Consider the following 6,943-nt stretch of genomic DNA (forward strand, 5'->3'; position numbering starts at 1 on the left):
TTTTGGACGGAGTAGATGGTTTGGAAAACGGCCTGAGGAAGGTGGAAACGGCGGATGGCCCGGTGCGAGTGGTGGTGGATGACGGGCCTGCGCCCCAGGTCGCCCTTGAACCCTGCGGGTTCTTCAACACGGTCAGCGCGACATTGGCCGGAACGCTGGAAAATACAATCGGGCTGGAGGATGCATCGGCCTTTGTCGGTGTGGTCGGGGACCAGATGGGCGAGGACATCAGCCGGCAATACGCCCGTGCGGAGGGCGGTGACCTGTCGCAAGCCCCCGAGGCGCTGGCGCGGATCCTGGTGGATTTGAAAGCAAGGCTGGGTGGGACATTCGAGATAGAGTCCTACGATGACAGCGAGATCGTTCTGGTGAACGGGCGGTGTCCGTTCGGCACGCAGGTTTTCGGGCGCAGCTCGCTTTGCATGATGACGACCATGGTTTTCGGCCGCGTGGTGGCGGACCGCAATGGGTATGCCAGCGTGAAGATCGAGGAATCGCTGGCGATGGCGAATGACCGCTGTCGCGTGCGGGTCCGATTGGTCGATGACCGGGAAGGTGATGGCGTCGAGTTCTTCAGATGAGGACCGACCCCAGGCTGGCAGGCGTGGGCATCGCGCTGGACGCGCTGTCACAGGCGGCGATGGTCGTCGACGCGAAGGGGACCATCCTGATCGACAACCGTTCGGCTCGGGCGCGTTACGCGACGGGGCGGCCCGGCGGGATTGTCGATCTGGCCACCGCGTCGCGCGGACAGGTGCTGACAGAACTCAGGCGCGTGGTGCGAACCACGGGCACGTCTTTTCTGCGGCTCTGCCGCGACGGACAAGCGACGAACGTGTTCAAGTTGAAACGACTGGACGGCATTTATCCGGCACAGCCTCGGCATATCCTTATGCTGGAGGATCAGAACGCGGTGATGGTCGGCAAGATCCTGAAAGCGAGCGAGCTTGTGAAGACGCGGGATGGTGCGCTGCAACTCAGCTTGCGGCGGGAGGCGGACCTGCGCCGCGAGGCGCGCAAGGCTGCGCGAGCTGGGTCGGATCGACCCGGTGACCGAGCTGCTGAACCGGCGCGCCTTTGAAGAGGCGGTGCGCAACGGTCTGCGCGGCGGATCCGGCGCACTGCTTTTCTGCGACCTGGATGATTTCAAGGCCGTGAACGACCGGCTCGGCCACCGCGCGGGGGACTGCGTGTTGCAGCAGGCCGCGCTGCGGTTGCGCGACGTGTTTCAGGCGAACGGGATCTGTGGACGCATCGGCGGGGACGAGTTTGCGGCCTGGCTGCCCGGGGGCGGACGGGCCGAAGCGGCGGTCTGCGCGGATGCGGTGGTGCGGTCCTGCGCGGAGCGTTTCCCCCTTGGCGAAGGGGAGCAGGTGGCGGTCGGCGTTTCCGTCGGGGTGGCTATCGCCCCCGAGGATGGCGGCGGCTTTGAGGCGTTGATGGCCTGTGCGGATATGCGGATGTACGCCGAAAAGGCGCGGCTGCGGGTTTGTGACAGGCCAGACTTGCCGACCGCGCCTCCCCGGATGGAGGCCTGACAGGCGCCGGGAGGGCTCAGACGAAAAATGCCCGCTCGGGTGGGCGGGCATTCGTCGTGAAGTCCGGGTGACCGGTGCGTTTTAGCGGCGGATGCCGAGACGCTTGATCAGGTCCTGGTAGCGGCCTTCGTCCTTGCCCTTGAGGTAGTCCAGCAGCTTGCGGCGCTGGGCGACCATCTTCAGAAGGCCACGGCGACCGTGGTTGTCCTTCTTGTGGGTCTTGAAGTGCTCGGTCAGGGTTGTGATGCGCGATGTGAGGATCGCGACCTGAACTTCGGGCGAGCCGGTGTCGCCTTCCTTGGTCGCGAATTCTTTCAGCACCTTGGCTTTTTCTTCGACAGTGATCGACATCGGGGTCTCCTTTGGTTGAAGGGTGAAGGGCACGAGCCGGGATGTCGTCCAGCAAGGTCCTGTGGAGAAACCTGCCGTTTCAGCGGCAGATGCGGGCATATAGGAGATTCTCGGGCGTTTGGAAAGGGGGATTCGCGGAAGCGGCCCCGGGGGCGCGGATCAGCCCTAGGTTTTTGGGATAAGGGTGATATGCTCCAGCGTCAGGGCGGCGTCGCTGGTCACCTCGGCCGCCACCTCTCCGTCCAGGAGGACGCGATGCAGGCCGGGCACATCCGTATCGCCTTCGATCGAGACATCCGGCGCGGCATCGCCGGTGTCGTCGTAAAGCAGCACGAGGTTGTCCTCTGTGGTATTGAAATCAACGATCTGGCCCTGATGTTGAGCATCGAGCCAGTCACGAAGGATAAAGCTGTCGGCACCGTTGCCGCCGTTGGCTATGTCGCCCGCGCCAAGCGAGATCCGGTCGTCGCCCGTTCCGCCGTTCAGGTAGTCCTGATCGTCTTCGGGCGCGGTGCCGTCGGGGGCGATGCCGCTGAGCTGATCGTTGCCGTCGCCGCCGAAGAGCGTATCGGCGCCGGCGCCGCCGTCGAGCGTGTCGTCGTCGAGATAGCCGTGCAGCGCATCATTTCCGGTGCCGCCTGACAGGGTGTCGTCGCCTTCGCCCCCCAGAAGACTGTCGTCGCCATCCCCGCCGTCAAGGAGGTCATCGCCGTCATGGCCCATGACGCTGTCATTTCCGGCGCCGCCCGAGACCACGTCATTCCCGGCCTCGCCATGCAGGGTGTCGTCGCCGCCGTCGTCCGCAACGACGTCATCGCCTTCACCGCCGCGCGCGATATCGTTGCCGTCGCCGGACGTGACCGTGTCGTCGCCGTCGAGTCCGTCGAGAAATTCGTTGATCGATGTGCCCGAGACAGTGTCGGCCACCGTGGTTCCACGCGTGACGCCATAGTCGTCGCCCTCGGCGTCATCTGCCGCAGCTTCGGGCGCGGTTGCGATATCGAGAACCGAGGTGGCGGTACCGCCCGTATCAAGCTGATCGGTGTCGCCGGGCGTATCGACATCGTCGCGGGCATTCTGTGTGGAGACGTCTTCGAACCCCCAAATTGCCGCGGTGCTTGCCGCCATCATACCGATCAAACCAGCCAGGAAAAGCATAACCCATATCCACGAAATACCCCGTTTGACAGAGCCACAGCGGAGGAGATTTTTCAATTCGAACTGCGCGCCTTGGTTAACATGACGCCGTGACATACCTTGGCACGGGGGTGTTAAACAAAGGTTAAGATCGGCCTAATTACCGGTTGCCAAACGTGTTTTGCGTTAGCTGATCCGGCTGGGGACGTGCACTTCGTACCCGGGTTCTTCGGGTTCGTCATCGACCATTTCGCCGGGAAAGCCCGGCGCGGTGATGTCGAGGCCCGTGGCCTCTTCCAGGCGGCGGATGATGTCGTCCGATTGCGCGCGCATCCCGTAACGCCGGATGCCGTCCTCGAAGATAGAGATCATCAAGGGGGAGATTTCCAGCGGCACACCGGCACGGTCGGCAATCGACTGGAACAGGCCGATGTCCTTTTTCACCAGATCCATTGTGAAGTTGATGTCGCGGGACCCGTTCAGGATGACCTGGCTTTCGGTTTCGTGCACGAAGGAGGTGCCGGAGCTGATGGCAATTGCCTGATAGGTGGTGGCTAGATCCATGCCGGCGCCTTTCATGGTCACAAGCGCCTCGCACAGGGTGAGCAGGTTGGCGGTGGCCAGGTAGTTTGTCATGACCTTGAGCACCGACGCGCTGCCCAGTTCGCCGGTGTGCAGAATGCGGCGACCCATGGTTTTCAGCAGTGGCAGGATACGCTCGAACGTGGCGCGGTCACAGCCCGCGAAGATCGAGATATTGCCCGTGTCGGCCCGGTGGCAGCCGCCCGAGACGGGGCAGTCGACGGCCGCGCCGCCCGCGGCGATGACCTGACTGCCCAGACGTTGGACCTCGGCCTCGTCGGTGGTGGACATCTCCATCCAGATCTTGCCGGGGCCGACATGGGGCAGCATCTGGCGCAGCACCGCGTCCGAGGCGGCGGGCGAGGGCAGGCAGGTGATGACGGCGTCGCAGTCCTGCATCATCTGCGCCGGGCTTTGGGCCGCCTGCGCGCCGCACGTGGTGAAGCCGGCGACGAGGTCGGGGTCGAGGTCATGCACCGTAAGGTCGATGCCGTTGCGCAGGAGCGAGCCCGCGAGCTTGCCGCCGACATTGCCGAGCCCGATGAAGCCGGTCTGCATGGTTAATGCCTCCCCGATGCTTGACAGGATGGTGCGGGGCGAACAAGGCGGGGTCTGGCCTGTCCGCGACAGGGCAGGGACGGGAAGCGCCCTAAGGGCGGCGCAATGTGTCGCCGTAGGTGAGCGTGGGCTCCAGCACGATCCGGGACGAGCCCGCCGCGCTGTCGGCACCGGTGGCGCGGGCGACGATCAGTTCGGCGGCGCGGCGGCCGATCTCCTGGCGGCAGGAATCCATCGTCGCCAGCTCGCGCGGCAGGCCCTTGATCAGGTCGACGCCGTTGAAACCGGCAAGGCCCACCTGGCCGGGAATGTCGATGCCCTGCTCGGTCAGGTAGAGCAGGCCGCCCGCACCGATCAGGTCGTTGGAATAGTAGATGAAGTCGAGATCTGGGCTGCGGGCCAGCACGTCGCGGGTCATCTCGCGGCCCTTCTTGAGCGCCGAGCCGCCGGAGTAGAACTCGCGGTCCTCGATTTCGATCCCGGCCTTTGCGAGGGTTTCGGTGAACCCTTCGAAGCGTTTTCGGGCGCGGTGATCCAGCGGCATCTTGGTGCCTAGAAAGGCGATGCGCCGATACCCGGCCTTGATGATCGCCTGTGCCATCTGCGACCCGGCGCGGCGGTGCGATATTCCGACCACGGAGTCGATCGCGGTGCCGTCTACATCCATGATCTCGACGACCGGGATGCCAGAGGCGCGGAGCATGGCAAGCGCCGCGTCGGAATGCTCCATCCCTGCGATGATCACGCCCGAGGGGCGCCAGGAGAGCATTTCGTAGAGGACCTTTTCTTCTTTTTCCGGCCGGTAGCCGGTGACGCCGACGACGGGCTGAAGCTCGGTCTCGTCGAGCGCCTCGGAGATGCCTGTCATGACATCGGGGAAAACCATGTTGGACATCGAGGGGATGACGACCGCGACGAGGTTGACCCGCTGGCTGGCCAGTGCGCCGGCGATCTTGTTGGGGACGTAGCCAAGGGCGCGCGCCGCTTCCAGCACGCGTTTGCGCGTTGTGTCCGAGACGTCGCCGCGATTGCGCAACACGCGGCTGACCGTCATTTCGGACACGCCCGAAGCTTCGGACACGTCACGAAGCGTGAGCGGGCGGTTATCCTGTGATGTCATTGTGCGGGGCGTTCCTGTCAGGGGGTCCGACGATTCTAGCCGAATCGGCGTCACCCCTGCAAGCAGGGCTTACTCTGCATCCGGCGCCGGGTCGGGTTCTGCCTCATCCGCTTGCGGGGCAGAGTCGGGGACCGAGATAGGATCGAAAGCCCCCACCGAGATATCGAGCAGGACCCAACGCCGACCTTCGCTGACCATCACCATGTCGAAGCTGAAATGCTGTGGTCGGGTCGGGAAGTACCCGGTGAGCCGCATCTGCTGACCCCCGGCGGAGACTTGGGCCTTTAGGATTTCGGGCTCGGTCACAAGGACCGGCAGCATGTCGAGACCAGCCTCGCGCACCGGCGTGAAAAGCCCGGCAAGTCGGGTTGGATCGTTTGCGGCGGAAAACTCGGGCGCGGCGTAGTCTCTCAGCACCGTGTAGTTGCCTGTCCAGTTGCCGTGGTTCACGGCCGTCATGATGTCCCGGATCAGCGCAACGGCGAAGCTGCGCTCCACCGTTTCCTGAGCTGCCGCATGCCCGGTCATGAGCACGACGGCGAAAAGCGCCGCAACGATCCGTTGCGACGCTCTTTTCATGGCGAGACGTGTTGCCGTTACCAGGACCATGTCACCCCGACACGGCCACCGGTCTGGCTCCGGTCGAAACCGTGGGCGAGACCGGCGTCGAACTGCACGGTGTCGCTTGCGCGGAAGCCCATGTTGAGCGCGAAAGCGGTCTTGCCCTCGAAGGCGCCGACGCCCGTCGACAATGCGAAGGTCCGGTCGCTGGGCACGTAAGGCGTATCGAGGGCCATCGCCATCGCAATACCTTCCTGGTTGCTTGAGATGCCACGCGCGTTCGACGCAATTCCCTGGGAGTTGGCCGCAATCGATCCTGCGTTGGCCTGTACCGCGCTGGTCAGCGCCGCCGTCGGCAGCGCCGAGTTGTCGACCGCAAGATTGCCCGCCGCGTCCGTCGTCAGGTAGCCGACAACGGCGCCCTGCGCCGCGGTGCTGTCCGCCGAGTTGATGCCGGGCGCCGTATAGGTATTTTGCGCATTGCCGAGAACGAACTGGTTCTCGTTGGTGGCCTGTGCACCGTCACCGATCGCGACCGAGTTGGTGGCCGTCGCCGTTGCGAGATTACCGAACGACAGAGACCGCTCCCCGGACGCGACGGCACCTTCGCCGACCGCAGTGGACCGCACACCGCTCGCGCTGGCAAGATGGCCGAAGGCCTGGGCCCGCTCCGCCGTCGCCATGGCCTGCCAACCCATCGCGGTGGCGCCGGGGCCGGTGGCGACAGTTTCACCGCCGACTGCGGTGGTGGAGGGGCCGGTGGCCTGCGAGGTGTCACCGAATGCTATCGAGTCGATGCCGCTCGCTGTGGCCTCGTTGCCGATGGCGGTGGCGTTGTCGGTCTGCGCGTCGGCGGCCTCGCCAATTGCGAGGCTGCGGACGCCCTGCGCGGTCGCGAGATGACCGAAGGCCTGCGCGCGTTCCGCTGTTGCCTGGCTTTGCCAGCCAATCGCGGTCGCGCCTGGGCCGGTGGCGACGGACTCGCCACCGACAGCGGTGGTGGAGGGGCCGGTGGCCTGCGAGGTGTCACCGAATGCTATCGAGTCGATGCCGCTCGCTGTGGCCTCGTTGCCGATGGCGGTGGCGTTGTCGGTCT

Annotated in this window: 9 protein-coding genes; 3 read left to right on the forward strand and 6 right to left on the reverse strand. The window is 64.9% G+C overall.

Annotated elements, in window-relative coordinates; genetic code table 11:
- Window positions 1-2: 2 nt before the first annotated feature.
- The 3 genes from PVV74_RS09115 to PVV74_RS09125 are packed head-to-tail and all read left to right on the forward strand — an operon-like array spanning window position 3 to window position 1,538.
- Complete coding sequence (locus tag PVV74_RS09115; protein ID WP_274592949.1) at window positions 3-581, forward strand: methanogen output domain 1-containing protein; 579 nt, start codon at window positions 3-5, stop codon at window positions 579-581.
- Window positions 578-1,081: a hypothetical protein gene (locus PVV74_RS09120; protein WP_274592950.1), complete on the forward strand. Its 504-nt coding sequence runs from the start codon at window positions 578-580 to the stop codon at window positions 1,079-1,081. The genes PVV74_RS09115 and PVV74_RS09120 overlap by 4 nt, the downstream gene beginning before the upstream one ends.
- Window positions 1,050-1,538: a GGDEF domain-containing protein gene (locus tag PVV74_RS09125; protein WP_274592951.1), complete on the forward strand. Its 489-nt coding sequence runs from the start codon at window positions 1,050-1,052 to the stop codon at window positions 1,536-1,538. The genes PVV74_RS09120 and PVV74_RS09125 overlap by 32 nt, the downstream gene beginning before the upstream one ends.
- Before the next feature lie 81 nt (window positions 1,539-1,619).
- On the opposite strand, the gene rpsO is transcribed toward PVV74_RS09125, so the two are convergent.
- The 6 genes from rpsO to PVV74_RS09155 all read right to left on the reverse strand — a co-directional run.
- Window positions 1,620-1,889 (reverse strand): 30S ribosomal protein S15, encoded by a 270-nt coding sequence (rpsO, locus tag PVV74_RS09130; RefSeq protein ID WP_103762904.1) that lies wholly within the window; start codon window positions 1,887-1,889, stop codon window positions 1,620-1,622.
- Window positions 1,890-2,054: 165 nt separating this feature from the next.
- A complete protein-coding gene (locus PVV74_RS09135; protein WP_274592952.1) occupies window positions 2,055-3,047 on the reverse strand; it encodes a calcium-binding protein in 993 nt (330 codons plus the stop codon).
- A gap of 165 nt (window positions 3,048-3,212) precedes the next feature.
- Window positions 3,213-4,166, reverse strand: coding sequence for an NAD(P)-dependent oxidoreductase (locus PVV74_RS09140; protein WP_274592953.1), 954 nt, complete (start codon window positions 4,164-4,166; stop codon window positions 3,213-3,215).
- Window positions 4,167-4,257: 91 nt separating this feature from the next.
- A complete protein-coding gene (locus PVV74_RS09145; RefSeq protein ID WP_103762907.1) occupies window positions 4,258-5,286 on the reverse strand; it encodes a LacI family DNA-binding transcriptional regulator in 1,029 nt (342 codons plus the stop codon).
- 69 nt (window positions 5,287-5,355) lie between these two features.
- Entirely contained in the window at window positions 5,356-5,865 is a 510-nt protein-coding gene (locus PVV74_RS09150) for a hypothetical protein (RefSeq protein WP_274592954.1), read from the reverse strand.
- Between the two features lie 17 nt (window positions 5,866-5,882).
- Window positions 5,883-6,943, reverse strand: a 1,061-nt coding sequence (locus PVV74_RS09155; RefSeq protein WP_274592955.1) for a YadA-like family protein, incomplete at its 5' end; no start/stop codon positions are given.

Origin of the sequence: Roseovarius sp. SK2 (assembly GCF_028807495.1) — a bacterium.
Classification (GTDB): Bacteria; Pseudomonadota; Alphaproteobacteria; order Rhodobacterales; family Rhodobacteraceae; genus Roseovarius; species Roseovarius confluentis.

Excerpts from the sequence above, each read along its gene's own strand:
- PVV74_RS09120 (WP_274592950.1), top strand. The coding sequence starts at position 578 with ATGAGGACCGACCCCAGGCTGGCAGGCGTGGGCATCGCGCTGGACGCG.
- PVV74_RS09150 (WP_274592954.1), bottom strand. The coding sequence starts at position 5,865 with ATGAAAAGAGCGTCGCAACGGATCGTTGCGGCGCTTTTCGCCGTCGTG.
- rpsO (WP_103762904.1), bottom strand. The coding sequence starts at position 1,889 with ATGTCGATCACTGTCGAAGAAAAAGCCAAGGTGCTGAAAGAATTCGCG.
- PVV74_RS09140 (WP_274592953.1), bottom strand. The coding sequence starts at position 4,166 with ATGCAGACCGGCTTCATCGGGCTCGGCAATGTCGGCGGCAAGCTCGCG.
- PVV74_RS09135 (WP_274592952.1), bottom strand. The coding sequence starts at position 3,047 with ATGCTTTTCCTGGCTGGTTTGATCGGTATGATGGCGGCAAGCACCGCG.
- PVV74_RS09145 (WP_103762907.1), bottom strand. The coding sequence starts at position 5,286 with ATGACATCACAGGATAACCGCCCGCTCACGCTTCGTGACGTGTCCGAA.